The sequence below is a fragment of the Ohtaekwangia kribbensis genome (genome assembly GCF_042676245.1).
In the GTDB taxonomy this organism is placed as follows: domain Bacteria; phylum Bacteroidota; class Bacteroidia; order Cytophagales; family Cyclobacteriaceae; genus Ohtaekwangia; species Ohtaekwangia kribbensis.
In genome coordinates, this window is record NZ_JBHTKA010000001.1 from 453263 (window position 1) to 467878 (window position 14616).

The 14616-nt window shown below is 45.5% G+C and carries 13 protein-coding genes; 3 read left to right on the forward strand and 10 right to left on the reverse strand.

Going from position 1 to position 14616, the window contains the following annotated elements:
- Positions 1 to 36: 36 nt before the first annotated feature.
- Positions 37 to 720 (reverse strand): NUDIX hydrolase, encoded by a 684-nt coding sequence (locus tag ACFQ21_RS01905; protein ID WP_377574028.1) that lies wholly within the window; start codon positions 718 to 720, stop codon positions 37 to 39.
- A gap of 64 nt (positions 721 to 784) precedes the next feature.
- The gene (locus ACFQ21_RS01910; protein ID WP_377574031.1) at positions 785 to 1132 is read right to left on the reverse strand and encodes a DUF6958 family protein; all 348 of its coding nucleotides are present in this window, start codon (positions 1130 to 1132) and stop codon (positions 785 to 787) included.
- A 197-nt stretch (positions 1133 to 1329) separates the two neighbouring features.
- On the opposite strand from ACFQ21_RS01910, the gene ACFQ21_RS01915 reads away from it, so the two are divergent.
- Positions 1330 to 1560 (forward strand): hypothetical protein, encoded by a 231-nt coding sequence (locus tag ACFQ21_RS01915; protein ID WP_377574034.1) that lies wholly within the window; start codon positions 1330 to 1332, stop codon positions 1558 to 1560.
- A gap of 9 nt (positions 1561 to 1569) precedes the next feature.
- Here the strand turns inward: ACFQ21_RS01915 and ACFQ21_RS01920 are convergent, their stop codons facing one another.
- The 8 genes from ACFQ21_RS01920 to ACFQ21_RS01955 form a co-directional block, all read right to left on the reverse strand.
- Positions 1570 to 1776 carry a hypothetical protein gene (locus tag ACFQ21_RS01920; protein WP_377574036.1) on the reverse strand — a complete coding sequence of 69 codons (207 nt, stop codon included), beginning with the start codon at positions 1774 to 1776 and terminating at the stop codon, positions 1570 to 1572.
- Between the two features lie 12 nt (positions 1777 to 1788).
- Entirely contained in the window at positions 1789 to 2700 is a 912-nt protein-coding gene (locus ACFQ21_RS01925) for an energy transducer TonB (protein WP_377574039.1), read from the reverse strand.
- A 16-nt stretch (positions 2701 to 2716) separates the two neighbouring features.
- Complete coding sequence (locus ACFQ21_RS01930) at positions 2717 to 3511, reverse strand: hypothetical protein (RefSeq protein ID WP_377574042.1); 795 nt, start codon at positions 3509 to 3511, stop codon at positions 2717 to 2719.
- Positions 3512 to 3761: 250 nt separating this feature from the next.
- Complete coding sequence (locus ACFQ21_RS01935) at positions 3762 to 5459, reverse strand: hypothetical protein (protein WP_377574045.1); 1698 nt, start codon at positions 5457 to 5459, stop codon at positions 3762 to 3764.
- A gap of 20 nt (positions 5460 to 5479) precedes the next feature.
- Positions 5480 to 8458 carry a tetratricopeptide repeat protein gene (locus ACFQ21_RS01940; RefSeq protein WP_377574049.1) on the reverse strand — a complete coding sequence of 993 codons (2979 nt, stop codon included), beginning with the start codon at positions 8456 to 8458 and terminating at the stop codon, positions 5480 to 5482.
- Between the two features lie 283 nt (positions 8459 to 8741).
- Positions 8742 to 9764 (reverse strand): DNA polymerase III subunit delta, encoded by a 1023-nt coding sequence (gene holA / locus ACFQ21_RS01945; protein WP_377574052.1) that lies wholly within the window; start codon positions 9762 to 9764, stop codon positions 8742 to 8744.
- Positions 9765 to 9901: 137 nt separating this feature from the next.
- Complete coding sequence (locus ACFQ21_RS01950; RefSeq protein ID WP_377574054.1) at positions 9902 to 10468, reverse strand: rhomboid family intramembrane serine protease; 567 nt, start codon at positions 10466 to 10468, stop codon at positions 9902 to 9904.
- A 79-nt stretch (positions 10469 to 10547) separates the two neighbouring features.
- A complete protein-coding gene (locus ACFQ21_RS01955; RefSeq protein ID WP_377574057.1) occupies positions 10548 to 11012 on the reverse strand; it encodes a hypothetical protein in 465 nt (154 codons plus the stop codon).
- A gap of 318 nt (positions 11013 to 11330) precedes the next feature.
- On the opposite strand from ACFQ21_RS01955, the gene ACFQ21_RS01960 reads away from it, so the two are divergent.
- Together ACFQ21_RS01960 and ACFQ21_RS01965 are read left to right on the forward strand one after the other, a co-directional pair.
- Positions 11331 to 12692, forward strand: coding sequence for a sigma-54-dependent transcriptional regulator (locus tag ACFQ21_RS01960; protein WP_377574060.1), 1362 nt, complete (start codon positions 11331 to 11333; stop codon positions 12690 to 12692).
- A gap of 1 nt (position 12693) precedes the next feature.
- Entirely contained in the window at positions 12694 to 14607 is a 1914-nt protein-coding gene (locus tag ACFQ21_RS01965) for a PAS domain-containing hybrid sensor histidine kinase/response regulator (protein WP_377574063.1), read from the forward strand.
- Positions 14608 to 14616: the final 9 nt, after the last annotated feature.

The window sequence follows — 14616 nt, forward strand, 5'->3', positions numbered from 1 at the left end:
CGTATTTTTTACATTAACTATATAATCACCTGGTTATCAGAAGAAAATATCAAAATTATAGCCCTTCTCTTTCAGCTCGAAATACTTCTTTTTATTGAACTGAAAAAGTCTGGCAGGCCTTCCTGACTTCTTCTGAACGATCTCGTTCAGTTCTTCCAGAAAGCCATAGCTCATAATTTTCTTCTTGAAATTTCTGCGGTCGAGTTCACGATCAAGCAGAATCTGATATAGTTTCTCCAGGTCGGAGAACGGGAATTTTTTGTCGAGTAACTCAAAGCCAATCGGTTCGTAGGCAAGTTTACCGCGAAGTCGCTTGATCGCCATTTCCAGTATAGCTTTGTGATCAAATGCGAGTCGTGGAAGTTTCTTGATGCTAAACCATGCTACATCTTCGGCATCGGTTTGCGCAGATAACTGGTAGTCGGCAGGACGCACCAGACCAAAGTAAGCAACAGAAACTACACGATTACGCGGATCACGATCGGGCTTGCCGAAGGAATATAATTGTTCGAGGTAATTTACATCTATACCGGCTTCCTCTTTCAGTTCGCGTCTTACGGCATCTTCGAGTGCTTCATCATCTTTCACGAGACCTCCGGGAAGAGCCCAGAATTTCTGAAAAGGTTCGAACTTTCGTTTGATAAGGAGAATAGAAATTTCCTGTTCCTGGTCGTATCCAAAAACAACGGCATCAACGGACACTTTGATGGATTGCTTCATGCTGCATAAAGAGAAGCAATTTTACGAAGGGAAACAAATATAGCGGCTACAAGAAAAGGTCGCTTTACTCGGCCGACCAATCGGCCATGAGCTTTTGGCGCTGCAATTGTTTTTGTCCCTGACGTGTTAATTTCAACAGGAAGAGTCGCTTCTTGTAGGCAGGTGTAATGGTGCGTATATAGCCGCGTGCTTCCAGGTCAAGCTTTACCTGCAGCACATACCAGTTGATGTCGCTATCAATTGTTTCTGTAAAATCTTCCAGCACTTTCTCCAACAGACGGCTCAGTGTAAACGGCTCTTCAGTATCAAGGGCCGCCAATATATAGGAGGACAACATCTTGTAATGTGCTTCCGTCATAACCACGCCTTTCTTGCCATCCGGGCGCAATGTCTCAATCATCTCACTTCTCATATCTAATCGACAGCAGTAAAGTTATTGTGTTACAACGTACGATACCTCAATTCATACTCCCGTTCATCAAAAAAAACGATGCCGGTGACCATCTTTTCGACCAAAAAGGTTTAATAATCGATAAAACCGCCCATTGTGTATCTCTTACACAACACTTGCGATATACACTCCGGGTTGATTACTATTGCTGTACTATTATGAATTACTACCAGTTGGAAAACAAAGCCATGGACGAGCAGTTTCTCAGCAGCCGTTCCGTGCGTTGCCGTGTTGCTATAGCCGCGAAAGATGTTCTTCAACAAGATCAGGAGTTGATCGTGATGTTATCGACTGGTGCGAAGTATAAAGGAAAGATTACTGTGGTTGATGTTGTGGCGATCGGCAATCGTGCTATCGGTGAAATTGAGATCATGCGCCTTACGCGATGACGTTTGTGTTTAAAGGCCCAGCTCTTTGCGATCAAGACCAACATCGTCAGCGCTGGCGCGAAGTATAGAAAGCATTTCGTTATAGGCCAACAGTTTTGCTTCGATGTGTGTAAGCTCTTCCGGATCAGCAAAGCTCCTGCGTTCTTTCAGATCGCGTATATTGGCATGCAGGGTGATGAGTACATCCTGCACAAACTCAACATAGCGGTTCCGCATAATGAAGGCTATTTATCTGGCACGAACAACAAAGGTGATTTTACCTTTGGACTGAGACGGTACGTTGGTTCCTGTTTTGGTGAACGTGAGTCGTTCAACGGTGCGTCTACACGCTTGTGCAGCTTCTGCGCTCAGACTGTTTTCAGTAATGGAAATCTTTTCAAGTTCCCCGTCAGAATTTACTACGATCTCAAACACGATCTTTCCGGATTCATTATTCGGAACCTGCGGGCGCGGTACTTCATCCCACTCCCATCCTGCCAGGGCAAGACTGGAGCCTGTGCCATTACCACCACCGCCACCCGGTGTGCCATACAACGCTTTCGAGTCAAGTGTTCCTTCCGGATTTCCTTTGTCTCCTACTTTACCTTTATCATCACCGTGGTTGCCAGGCTGGCCTGCTTTACCTTCGGATGTTTTGTTGGATGATTCTGTCTTCTGGGCATTCGGATTATATACCGCTTTCGGTTCTTCCTTCTTCGGCTGTTCCTCCTGCTTCTTCGGAGTATCTTTCGGTTTCTCGATTACCTTGGTTGGCTCGGTCTTCGGTTCTTCTTTCTTTACCTCGACCTTCTTCTCCTCTTTTTTCTTCTCTTCTATTACCGGTGCATCCTCCTCATCAGTGGTAAGCATTTTATCTTCCTCTGCAGGAGGCGGTGTTTGCTGGGGAGGTGTGGATTGTGGTTCACTCTTCTGTGGCTCTTCTTCCTGCGTACCGCCTGAGCCTACCGGACTCTCCGGTTGAACATCACCATAACCTTCGGTATCAAGACCAAAGTTTAGTTCAACGCCATACTCTCCTGGCGGAGGGTTCATCGGGCGCCACACCACGATGAAGAACATCAGCAGAAAAGCGGCTGCGTGTATCCCTACCGATGTAAGAAGGGCTAAACGTTCATTGTGCTTTACCTGCTGGTCCGTCATGTTTATATCTGTTTCGTTAGTACTTCACTACCCAAATTTCGTTCCCGTAATCTCCGCCTTTCATGCCATCGGCAGTTGCCTGCGCATCTGCATAGTTGTCTTTATAATCGACAGCAAGGCGGCTGAATTTAGTTTTACCGAACGGAGGTATAATCCAGCAGGTAACACCTGCCTTGCTCAGTTTTAGTGCGTGATCGTGAATCAAATCATCATCAATAGCACTGGCTACCACAACGTAATAACGTCCGGTGCGCTCGCTTAGTGCCTCGATGGTACCAACTTCCGGCTTAAGATTTGCCAATGAATCGGCACGTCTCTTCTCAGCTTCTTCACGCGCTAACGCAGCATCTGCTTCAGCCTTTTTACGTGCTGCTTCAGCATCGCGGTCGCGCTGCTCTTGTCTTGCACGTTCTTCCTTCGCGATCTGCTCCGGACGATAGAATGCAAAGTAATATCCGATAGCCCCCGCTACTGCCAGCACCAGGATAACGATCAATACCTTCGGCCATATCGGAGATGATTCTTCATCTTCCTCTACATACGATGGTTGCGGATCATTATACTGAGGATCTTCGATCACCTCTTCTTCCCGCTCGACATGCTCTTCTCTTTCAGCATACTCTTCACGAACCGGTTCGGGCTCTGATGTTGATGTCGATGAAGTATAGGTTGTCTCTGTCTCAACAGTAGTTGTCGGAGGTTCTTCCCGGTTTAATGGTTGATACTCAACTTCAGGAAGACCAAAGCTGTCATCCGATTCGTTATTTATATTCTCCTGTTCTTCTTCGTCTTGCTTTTTTCTTCTGGCCATGAGCGCTGTGTTAGGGTTTTAAGAAAAAGGTCATTATACAAAAATAAGCTAAATTTTGACCTATACAAAGGGGCGTGCCTGTTATCGTTATCCACACCGGGGTTGAGGGGTATGAATATGGGTATACTTACAGCCTGATATGTACCCGATCATCGTTACTTCGGTATGCCCGCGCGTATAAAAATAAAAGGATGAGACACTATATATATACCTCATCCTTTCACTATAATTTAGGGTACTGTTCCTTCAGCTAGAAGCTCCAGGTTATACCGGCCAGTGCCTGAAAACCACGCACGGGGTAATTCAAAAATACCGGGTACTTGTTTGATGTGATGTTGTTGAGTTGAACGAAGGCAGAGAAACTAGGAGAGAATAAATATTCAGCCTTGAAGTTCAGATCGAAAGCACCATCGAGCTTTACGGTAGCGCCTGTCTCCGGATCGAGTGCTTTCATACCTCCCTGCGCAATAATATCAGCCGTAAAGATCAGCTTCTGGTATACATTGATGGATGCATTCGCGGTAAGTTTGGTGGTAGGACGATGCCATACTTCGGAAAGATCATCGGCATCATACCCGTAAAAATCTCCGCGCACCATAAACTTGGCAAGTTCCGACTGCACATAGCTTAACGCTACATATAGGTTGTTGCGTCTTACCGTACCACGATCATATACGGTAACAAACTTCGATGGGTCTTCCGGACGGTTTACATACGAGTACCAGTTCTTGAGAAGCGTTGTGGATAACCCTGCATGCGCAGACACTTTGTTACCCAGGCGGGCATTAAGTCCGGCACCGAAGTCAAGTACACGGTTGGTGTGGAAGACAGCAACGTTCGGAGCCAGCCACATATTTTCATTGGACAATGACTGCAGTGACACCTTATCCATACCGCCACTGATATACCCCACTGCATCAACGGAAGGACTAAGCGGATAGGTTGCCTTGAAGTTCGGGTATACGTGTACACTCTTGGAATCTATAGTATCATTCTCAAACGCAGCGATCAACCCGATGCTCAGCTTCAGGTCTTCAATCGGCAGGAATTCAAAGGAAGGCGCTACGGTAAAGAGGCTTCTTGCCTTTGCATCTACCCTACTGTCTTTACGACTGATCACGGTATAGTCTGCCTTGAGATCGATCCGCGAGTCGTCATCAATTTCATAACCGGATTTGAATGCAAGTCCAACTTCCGATTCGCGTGCATCATATTTATCCGCGAGGTAACTGAAGTTCGCACCTAATTTATAGGAGAAGTCAGAGTTCCGTGAATTCGTCAACTCCCCTCCTAACTTGATGAGGTTGAAGGATTGCTTGAGTGAATCTTTACCTATAGGCTCGCCTTGCGGATAGCCATAGAAGTGTGTGGTTCTGTTTTCAAAACCTATATTTCCGGAAAGTGCCAGCGCATCGCTGAGCGACCGGCCGTATACCGAGAGACTTGTGTTACCACTGCCGGAGTTCTTGCCATCCACCGGACCTTTGCCTGAGCTGTGGTGATAGAAGCGTGCACCGTATAGTTTATTCTTGTCGCGCTTGTTGTTGATATACCCTTCGAGTAAAGGCGATGCATAGTTACCATAGCCTATACGGAGGAAACCAGCATATATATCCGAAGGACTTTCGGCTTTCAACTTCAGCGGACGCACCACCGGGTTGATCTGCGGAGCCTGGAAACTGAATGAACGGAAGTCGTATGTTACCGGAGCTTTGATGGATGGATCCGAAGGTTTCGGTGGTATCTTATCAAAGTTACGATTGGCTTTCGGCAGTTTAATCTCTCGTTCCTTTACGATCTCGATTTCCATCGACTCGATCTCGCCATCACCTTCCCAGTCGTTGGTTTGCTGTGCGAATGATGAAACGGAAAACGCTCCAATCATTATCAATAAGCCTGACAAGCGTGTGATCACCGGTATATATTTAGGGGTTATTAATTTTTTCATCGCAAAAAATGGTATACGAATCAATTGTCTAATGTATCAGCTTCCTGCTGTTTTTGCTTCTCCAGTTCAGCCTGTTCGAGTTGCTTCAGTTTAGTCTTGGCCTGGTCTTTAATGGACTGAAGCGGAAACTTATCGAGCGACTGCAGTGTAGCGCGTGCCTGGAATATATCGTTCTGCGCTGCGAAGTTATCGGCCAGCAACAGGAATCCTTTTCCAACCCACTGGTCATACGTAGCAAAGTCGTTGATCAGTCCCATCGATGTCTCATAGCACTGCTTATACTCTTTCTGGTTATAGAATATCTCTGCCAGCAGGTATTTCGCTTCCGCGCCAAACTCATCGCGGGCTGCATTCAGCGTATTGAGGAATTCATCTTTAGCACCTTCGAAATCACCGCGGGCTAAAGCCGTTTTACCCAAATACAGCGATGCTTTGTTCTGTGCACCTGCGTTGATGTTACCACGTTCGATGATCGTTTGAGCATATACATCAACAGAATCATATTGACCTTTCAGGTAGAATGACTCCATCAAACCTGCCCAGGCATTGTACTGCTCTTTCTTATTGGAAGCGAGTTTCTCAAGACGGTGGAAGTTGGTAATCGCGTTATCATAACTTCCCTGCTTGAAGTATATCTCGGCAAGACGAGCCACTACCCTGCTGCCCATGTTAAAGGTCATGTCTTTATTGAGCTCGGTATAGATCGGCAATGCTTTATTGAAGTCTTGCAATCTGAAATAAGACTCAGCCATATAGTACTTCGCTTCCTGTACCCGAGCCGACTGGGGATAGGAACTGATATACGTTGTAAAACTGCTGATTGACTTTTGATACTGCTGATCGAAATACAGGTTCTTCGCGGTCTCAAACTCAAGCTTCTCCACGCTTTCATCAGCAGGGTTCGCGGTTTTATATTGAGACAGGTTGTTTTCAAATTCACCCGAACGTCCGGCTACATTCAATGCTTCCTGCAACGGTATCAATACTGTTTTGGCAATAGGATGTGTCGGAAATAAACGGATCACCGTCTGGTAATCGTTTATCGTGCGATCATATTGCTTCAGGTTATAGTTGGCGGCACCTCTGCGTTCGTACGCCAGCGGCAGGTATTTTGAATTCGGGCTTTCGCGGATCAATTGAGACAGTGCTTCCACTGCTCCCTGGTAATTACTCTGTTCAATCTCGAACTGCGCACGCTGGAACATAGCTTCGTCACGGTATTGAGACTTCGGATAATTACGGATCAACTCCGTAAGCTGTGTGCGTGATTCTGCATACTTGCGTTGTATACCACTCATGATACCGGCCTGCAGCAATACATAGTCTGCATCGCCTGTACCCGCAGCTTTCGCTTTGTTATAGGTAGCAAGCGCTTCATCGTATTGCTTGCTTACATAATAGCAGTCGGCAAGACGCACTAGTCCGTCAGCATAGTTCGGTGTGTTTTTGTTGGCTTTGTTAACAAACTCTTTAAAATTATAGAGCGCTTTATCATACGCTTCCAGGTTATAGTGCGCATAGCCTAAACCGTAACGGGTCTTCAACAGTATCTCCGGATCGATGGATGAACCTATACCCACCACGCGCTGATAATCACCGATGGCTTCGTTATACTTTCTTCCCATGGAGTAAGCTTCGGCTCTCCAGAAGCTGGCCAATGCTACATAGTTCTTATCAATGGGTTGATCGAGCGATTTCGTAAAGTACTCCACGGCTTCGGGGTATTGCTCCTTATTAAAGAGCTCTGCTCCTTTCAGGTAGGCAGCCTTCTGGTATGCCTGGTTGATATACTGGTTGCGCGATGGCAACGCTTCTATATATTCTATCGCTTTATTGAAGTTGTTACCATTTACATATACCTGCACGAGTAACTCCTTTACTTCGTTGGCATGCACGCTGGTTGGATAGGTCTTGATGAATTTTTCAAACTCGCTGATCGCCTGGTCAGCTTTACCTACATCGTACGATACTTTGGCAAACTGGAACGAACTCTCCTCTACCAGGCTTTTATCTTTCGGATTTCTGCGGGCATAGTCAAATGCATTCAGGGCGAGCGGCTTGTTGCCTTTCTTCAAATGTAGTATACCAAGGTAGTATGATGCATAGTAACTCACGGTGTCTTTTGAAGCGGCAGCTTTATCGAGGTACTCGATGCCGCGCTCGGTGTTGCCCGTTACATAGTTGGCATAGCCTGCACGGAAAAAGAGACCGCTCTCCGCTTTAGCGTTCGAGTCGAAGTATTTTTGATACGACTCAACAGCTTTCTTGAAGTCACCTTTATAGTAACTCGCTTCGGCCACCAGCATGGCAATCTCATCGGCATTGGTTATATCGGTGCGACCTTTCAGACTGTTTGCATACTCCATGAGGAGATCGTACTTCTTCTGTTTATAGTAAATATTGGCAATGAGGTTCGGAACGATCGGTGCATACGAAGGACTCAACTCTGCTTTCTTCAGATCGGTGAGTGCTTCATCATATAGTCCCTTGGAGTATTCGATGAACCCGGCATAGTAGTTTGCTGCCGGTGTATAGGCTGATGTTTGCTTCTTTACAAAGTTGAATTGCTCCAGCGCTTCGTCCAGTTTCTTCTGGTTGAAATAGCTATAGCCCCATTTGAAGTGTCCCTGGTTTTGCTGATCGGTAGTAAGTGCCGGGAAATTTACTTTCTTGTAATAGCTGGCGGCTTTGGTATAATTACCTTCTGCATAGAAGAATGTGGCAAGATCGTAATACGCTGTAGAAGCTTTTGGACTGGATGGATTGTTATCGATGAAATCATCAATAAGCTTTTCACCATCTTTATGACCGAGGTTCAATGCACTGAAGGCTACATAATATTCCGCCTCACCCCTGCGCGCATCGGTAGGCGATGCCTGCGCCAGAAAGTCTGAGAAGACCTCACGAGCTGCACCGTAGTTAGCATGCTGAACAAGTTCTGTTCCGCGATGATAAAGCTTTTCAACTTTGTTCTGCGACAGTTGATCCTGCGCATACATACGTTGAACGGTGAAAATCAAAAATAGAAGAGCGATAAATCTGTACATTACTGTAAATACGATTTGTGTTTAAAACAGCGCACCTGAAAAATTATTGCAAATAAAGAACCAAAAAAGTGAGTTAAAAAAAATCCGCGCGGATGAATTTGCATGGACTTAAAGGTAGGTAATAAAGTGTAAAGCGTAAAGCTTATGGCCTAAAGCTTACCATATTAAGGTTGATATGTACCTTGAAGGTATACTGTCTCAAAGTATTTTTAGTGGCTGGTGGATATAGTATATATCAGTTCATGAGGCGCCATACAAGTTCGCGAAAGATCTGTCCTTCATCGGCAGAGCCTGTGTTTACACCTTTCAGTTTCAGGTCTGCTTCTTTGATTGAACTTATATTATCGATGATCTTTGCAAGTGGAAATTGTCGTAAAGCTAAACTATAATCACGCACGGCATACGGGCTCACTTTCAATTCACTAGCCAGTCCCTTCTCACTCTTGTCTGTAGCATTGGCAGCCATCAATAGCTTGCTGAAAAAAGAAAAGAGATACGCCACCACCGGTATCATCGGGTTCTTCTTGGTGTTGCGTTCAAAGTAATTTACAATGCGGTTGGCCAACACGGTGTCGCGCTGCAGAATGGCCTTCTGTAGTTCAAAGATGTTATACTCTTTGCTGATCCCCACCTGGTTCATGATGCGCTCGGCCGTGATACTTTCGCCCGGTTGCAACGATATAACAATCTTGTCTACTTCGTTCGCGAGGCGGTGAAGATCGTTACCAACAAACTCGCACAAGGCCTGAACAGCCCGGTCATCGATCGGTACCTTTTTATCTTTACAGTACTCTGATACAAATTCAGGCAACTGGTTATCGTATAGCTTTTTGGTGTTGATGGTTACAGCATACTGATCGATCTTCTTGCCGAGCTCTTTACGCTTATCAAGACTTTTATGTTTGTGACAGAACACGAGCACGGTGCTCGGTACTGCTTTGGTGAGGTAATCGAGTAGTAAACGTGCCCCGGTATCTTTACCAAGATCAGGAATGTCCTGCGCTTCTTTTACAATCACTACCTGTCGCTCGGCCATCATGGGGAACCTGCGCGCGTGCGTGAGGATGGTTGCCATCACAGCATCTTTACCATATACTACCACCTGGTTAAATCCCTTCTCGGCATCAGCGAGTACATTTGCTTCTATATAGTCGGCAATAACATCGATGTAGAAAGTTTCCTCTCCCTGCAGAAAATAAACGGGTGCATATTTTTTGCTCTTGAGGTCAGCCAGTATCTTTTTCACGTTTGCATCCATGGCGCACTAAATTTCCGGAGGCGCAAATATCAAATAAAAATCAAGATGCGAAACGAATACTTTTTGATTTTAAAAAGAAGCACTGTTGAATCTGTAATACCTTCACGTACAACGTGTAAGCTAGCGGCTTGTGCGGGTCAGTTCACAGTCTTCTGCTTGCTGAAAGTAACGGCTGTGGTAATGCCGACCAGCGCCCCGGCAAAGTGAGACTCCCAGGATATATGCGGATCAGTCGGAAGGACACCATAAAACACACCACCGTATAGCAGCAACACGATCGCTGATATAATAATGGAAAGAAAGTCGCGCCTGAAAAAACCGAACGATATCAGGAAGAACGCGAGTCCATATACTACACCACTGGCACCAATATGATTGGCCGGTCGCGCGAACAACCACACGAGGATGTTTGTCCAGAAGTACGAACGAAAAAATACCTGCCCTCCTATTTTACCATAGAAGAAAAAGAGCACCGACCCGAGGAAGAGCATCGGTATAGTATTGGAGATGAGGTGTAACAGGTCTCCATGAATAAGCGGAGCCGTAAAGATGCCGATCAATCCATGAAAGGTTCGCGGCTCAATACCATACACGCTTATCGGTAAAGCAAAAACAAATTCGAGATAGAAAGAAGCCCACATTAGAAACACCAGTCGGAACGGTATAACCGAACTTCCAAACAGCGAAGATTGTGATGACGACATACTTTATGGCAAAAAGCAAAGACCGGTACAAAGATGTAAATTGTCCGGTAACGATCATCAAGTAAAAAGCAAAAGCGATTTATTTTTTAGCAGGATCAGTGATCATCGGAAGGTGAAGGTACTGCGCTTCTTCCGAGCCCACTGTTTTTATTCCCCACAGTCCGCCCGATGAAGATGCAATGCGTTCGGAGATACTCTTCAACATTTCGTAGTACGCGATGGAAAATTCCGGATCGATTTTTTTCCAGAGCAGGTTCAGGCTCTTCAACTCTTCAATGATCAGGGGCGTTCTTTTGGACAATTCGAACGGGTAACTCTGAATGAGTATCTTGATCTTGTCTTCAAAATCCTGCGCCATCTCGCGAAAGAATCCGGAGAGCAACGTGTGGTTCTTTTTCTCCTTGCGCACAATCGCGATCGCTTCCTTTATTTCCTTCCGGTCGATGTCGCCATCAGCACCTGCTATAAGAATGCAGACCAGTATCGGTGCCTTTAGCATCAGTTCAGTTTCACTATCGGTTAATGTCTGGAATTCAGGTATCATGTATGCTATGCTTCGCTATCGAAAGTAAGCAGATTATTTCAAGTTGATAAACTTTTAAGACAATAAAATTCATACATGCTCACGGTAATCCGTTAAACTTTTTTTAACATTACCTATTATCATTTTTTATATTGGTATACGATACGGAAAAATGTACCATTACTCCGCGGAGCAACATGAATGATTTTTTTACCAGTGAGACATTGAATAGTCTGAAGTTGACGGAAATGAATACGATTTATCACGGCCCCGGCAGCGTCTGCAACTGCTTGGCTAATGGCCGTTATACCTGTATATTTACTTTTCAAACCCCTGCGCATGTACGAGAAAGATCCCGTTAAGATATTTGTTGTCGAAGATGATCCGGCATATACCAAGTTTCTGAAGTATGTGCTTGAACTCAATCCGGATTATGAAGTTCAGTTCTATACCTCGGGCAAGGATTGTCTGGCGAACCTCTACAAGAACCCGGCGGTTATTACCCTCGACTATTCGTTACCCGATATGCCGGGCGAAAAGGTATTAAGCCAGATACGCAGTCATGATCCCAACATTAACGTGATCATTGTGTCGGCTCAAGAGAAGATCCATACCGCGGTTGAACTTCTGAAGCTCGGTGCTTATGACTATATCGCGAAAGATCATGAGACGAAGGACAGACTTCTGAACTCGATCAACAACGCGCGCAACCGTACATCGCTCATCAAAGAGATCGATCACCTCAAGAAAGAGATCTCTGAAAAATATACTTTCGAAAAGAGCATTGTGGGTACAAGTCCCGCGATCAAGCGTGTATTCTCGCTGCTTGAAAAAGCTGTTCAGACGAATATATCCGTTAGTATCTCCGGTGAAACGGGTACCGGAAAAGAACTTGTTGCCAAGGCTGTACACTATAATTCCAAACGCAAGAACAAACCCTTTGTAGCAGTAAACATTGCTGCTATACCGAGAGACCTGATTGAAAGCGAACTCTTCGGTCATGAAAAGGGAGCGTTTACCGGGGCCGTTACGCGCAGGATCGGAAAGTTTGAAGAGGCTGAAGGCGGTACTATTTTCCTTGATGAGATCGGTGAAATGGATCCGAACCTGCAGGCAAAATTACTTCGTGTTTTACAAGAACGTGAGATTACCAGAATCGGTGGAAACCAGGTAATTAAACTTGATGTACGAATTATTGCTGCAACACATAAAGACCTTGCTGAAGAAGTAAAGTCCGGACGCTTCCGCGAAGATCTATACTATCGCTTGCTGGGGCTGCCGATTGTGTTGCCTCCGCTTCGTGAACGCGGACAAGATGTGATCCTGGTGGCGAAACATTTCCTGGATCAATTCGCACATGATAACCAGATGGCTAAACTCAAGATTAGTCCGGAGGCACAAGAGAAGTTATTGCAGTATCCGTTCCCCGGCAATATACGCGAGCTGAAATCGGTGATCGAACTTGCAGCCGTAATGGCTGAAGGACAAGAGTTACGCCCGCAGGACATAAGCTTTAACAGCACGACCCGCATGGAATCATTCCTATACCAAGAGATGACCATGCAGGAATTTATGTATCGCATAATCCGACACTACCTGAATAAATATGATAACAATGTGCTGGAAGTCGCGCGCAGGCTCGACATCGGCAAGTCATCTTTATACCGGTATCTGAAGGAGATGGAGACGATCGGCATCTGACATGAACCTACAGCAGTACGTTAAGAAAGGATCATTCTATGAATCCGTAGTGGAAGATGGTTCCGATATCATCTTCATTGTAGACTATGGCGGTAAGATTCATTACCACAATGCCTCTGCCAGTGAAACACTCGGCTATCGTTCCAAAAGTCTTATCGGAAAAAACTTCTTCGACTATATACTTCCCGACACACGCGAAGACTTCCAGAAGAAACTCAAACAAAGTCAGAAGCGTGCGTATACTGAAAAAGTAGAGTTCCAGTTTCTCTGTAAAGATACTACCTATAGATTCCTGGAATTCAACGCTATAAATCTCCGACACAAGCAAGGACTTAAAGGATTTATACTCGACTGCCGTGATGTAACACAACGCAAGGAGAATGAGTCTGAACTGGTGCGTCTGCAAAAAGCAAAAGAGCAATTCCTCGCCAACATCAGTCACGAAATACGCACGCCTATCAATGGTATAGCGGGGATGGCGAACCTATTGAGTCAGAGCCCGAGTCCGGAAGAACGCGAAACCTATTTAAATGCGATCAAACACTCTGCTGAAAACCTGAAAGTTATTATCAATGACATTCTGGACCTGGCAGCGATCGAATCGGGAAAACTCCGCTTTGAAAAGATAGCGTTCAACCTGAAAGATCTCCTCCCCTCGCTCATCAGTACCTTTATGTACCAGGCGAAGGAGAAGAAGATCGCGCTCGACTATCGCATTGACGAAAAGTTAAACAAGATATTGCTGGGCGACCCGGTGCGTTTAAATCAGATTCTCATCAACCTGATCAGCAACGCAGTAAAGTTTACGCACACCGGTTCCATCCAGATAAAATGTACGGCTGAGCGGGAACAACGTGGTGTGTGCTGGGTACGCATTGAAGTTACTGATACGGGTGTAGGTATACCCGAAGAAAAACTCACTACGATTTTCGAAAGCTTCAGCCAGGCCGATGCCAGTGTTACCAGGCGTTATGGAGGTACGGGACTTGGTCTTACCATTGTTAAACAAATGGTTGAGTTGCAGAATGGAAAGATACACGTGGTGAGTAAAGAGCACGTGGGCTCTACTTTTATGGTTACCATTCCGTATGCGATCGGAAAAGTAAATGATATCACGCAGGCTATACCTCGTAAAGACAAGACGTTGAAAGATACCAACACATCACAACTGCGGGTGCTGTTGGTAGAAGACAATGATATAAACCGGCTCTACGCCAAGAGTATATTAAAGAAATGGCAATGCTTTATTGATGAAGCCGAGAACGGACTGGTAGCCATCGAGAAGATCAAGAACAATTACTTTGATGTTATACTGATGGACGTGCAGATGCCGGTGATGGATGGCTTCGAAGCTACCAAGGCGATCCGCATGATGGAGCAATCGGCCAACCTGCCGATCATTGCGCTTACGGCTAATGCTACTGCCAAAGATGTTGAGAAATGTATAGCGGCCGGCATGAACGATTACCTTCCGAAACCGTTTACTCCGGAAGACCTGTACCAAAAGTTATTTGATGATCTGAAGATAAAACCTTCTACCGAGCTGCGGCCTGCCGCCATGAAGGTGGTTCCTACTTACAACCTGGCCTATCTGCGGTCCGTATCCGGAAACAACGAAGAGTTTATCCGCGAGATGGTACTCACGTTTATTCAAACTATACCGCAGGTGCTGGAAGATATGAAGACTGCCATGGATGGCCATGACTGGATAAAGCTTTCGCGACTGGCGCACCAGATCAAACCTTCGTTCATCCTGATGGGACTCGACTCGCTTCGCAGTGATATTGTGTTTATTGAAGAGAACAGTAAACAGGAAACAAACCTGGTTGAAGTGGAACGTATCGCCAACGATTTTATCGATCAATGCTATAGCATGCTGCCGGAGTTATCCAAAGAAGGACTGCCGGCAGCGTGATACAGTTTA

Coding starts and splice junctions, on each gene's coding strand:
- ACFQ21_RS01905 (WP_377574028.1), bottom strand. CDS start 720: ATGAAGCAATCCATCAAAGTGTCCGTTGATGCCGTTGTTTTTGGATAC.
- ACFQ21_RS01910 (WP_377574031.1), bottom strand. CDS start 1,132: ATGAGAAGTGAGATGATTGAGACATTGCGCCCGGATGGCAAGAAAGGC.
- ACFQ21_RS01915 (WP_377574034.1), top strand. CDS start 1,330: ATGAATTACTACCAGTTGGAAAACAAAGCCATGGACGAGCAGTTTCTC.
- ACFQ21_RS01920 (WP_377574036.1), bottom strand. CDS start 1,776: ATGCGGAACCGCTATGTTGAGTTTGTGCAGGATGTACTCATCACCCTG.
- ACFQ21_RS01925 (WP_377574039.1), bottom strand. CDS start 2,700: ATGACGGACCAGCAGGTAAAGCACAATGAACGTTTAGCCCTTCTTACA.
- ACFQ21_RS01930 (WP_377574042.1), bottom strand. CDS start 3,511: ATGGCCAGAAGAAAAAAGCAAGACGAAGAAGAACAGGAGAATATAAAT.
- ACFQ21_RS01935 (WP_377574045.1), bottom strand. CDS start 5,459: ATGAAAAAATTAATAACCCCTAAATATATACCGGTGATCACACGCTTG.
- ACFQ21_RS01940 (WP_377574049.1), bottom strand. CDS start 8,458: ATGTATGCGCAGGATCAACTGTCGCAGAACAAAGTTGAAAAGCTTTAT.
- holA (WP_377574052.1), bottom strand. CDS start 9,764: ATGGATGCAAACGTGAAAAAGATACTGGCTGACCTCAAGAGCAAAAAA.
- ACFQ21_RS01950 (WP_377574054.1), bottom strand. CDS start 10,468: ATGTCGTCATCACAATCTTCGCTGTTTGGAAGTTCGGTTATACCGTTC.
- ACFQ21_RS01955 (WP_377574057.1), bottom strand. CDS start 11,012: ATGATACCTGAATTCCAGACATTAACCGATAGTGAAACTGAACTGATG.
- ACFQ21_RS01960 (WP_377574060.1), top strand. CDS start 11,331: ATGTACGAGAAAGATCCCGTTAAGATATTTGTTGTCGAAGATGATCCG.
- ACFQ21_RS01965 (WP_377574063.1), top strand. CDS start 12,694: ATGAACCTACAGCAGTACGTTAAGAAAGGATCATTCTATGAATCCGTA.